This window comes from Paenibacillus sp. IHBB 3054, assembly GCF_051594305.1.
Classification (GTDB): Bacteria; Bacillota; Bacilli; order Paenibacillales; family Paenibacillaceae; genus Paenibacillus_AQ.
Genome location: NZ_JBOFBG010000131.1, coordinates 1 through 837, shown reverse-complemented (window position 1 = coordinate 837; position 837 = coordinate 1). Strand labels below are relative to the sequence as shown.

Sequence of the window (837 nt, the reverse complement as noted above, 5' to 3'; positions counted from 1 at the left end):
CTAGGGCCTGTACGCAAACTGTACAACTCGTAAAAATCTAGTAAAATAAGGAATATGAGACGAAGATACGAGTTAACGGATGAAGAATGGAATATCCTTGAACCCTTGCTGCCCCCGGCCCGAAAAAAACAAGGAGGACGTCCGCCCAAGGATCGGCGCCAGATGCTGAATGCCGTGCTATGGGTTGCTCGAACGGGAGCGCCATGGCGAGATTTACCGAGCACCTATGGTCCTTGGTCTTCCGCCTATAGTTTTTTCTGGCGGTTGCAAAAAGCGAATATTTGGAATGAAATCTTGAAGCATGTCGCCATCGAACCCGATTGGGAGCAAGTGATGATCGATGCCACCATCGTCCGCGTCCAGCAGCATGGAGCGGGCGCAAAAGGGGGCAGGATCGGCAAGCCATCGGGCGTTCGCGCGGAGGATTAACCACTAAAATTCATGCAATGGTGGATGCGCTTGGCTATCCATTGCGTTTCGAATTGACGCCAGGACAAGACCACGATTCGGTCACGGGCTATCGCCTTCTTCATGAACTGGACGTTTGCCCGGGAGAAGTGTTAGCGGATCGCGCCTACGATACCAATGCCATTTTAGAGCTTTTGCAAAGCCGAGCCATTACTCCGGTGATCCCATCCAAACGCAATCGGCGGGTAAAGCGTCCGCTAGATTCGGAGACGTATAAAGAACGACACTTAGTTGAATGCTTTTTCAACAAAGTAAAAAACTATCGACGCCTGGCTACTCGCTATGAAAAAACAGCGAACATGTTCATGGCTTTTTTGACGCTACTTTCTATTCGTTTATGGCTTAAATAGGTTTGCGTACAGGCCCTAG

Annotated in this window: 1 protein-coding gene; it reads left to right on the top strand. The window is 49.8% G+C overall.

The annotated features are described in order from the left end of the window. The first annotated feature begins 54 nt into the window (after positions 1-54). A protein-coding gene (locus tag ACQ76X_RS36015) for an IS5 family transposase (protein ID WP_438498686.1) occupies positions 55-818 on the top strand; the annotation gives its coding sequence in 2 pieces (ribosomal slippage) (positions 55-391 and positions 391-818; 765 coding nt in all). Positions 819-837 lie beyond the last annotated feature (19 nt).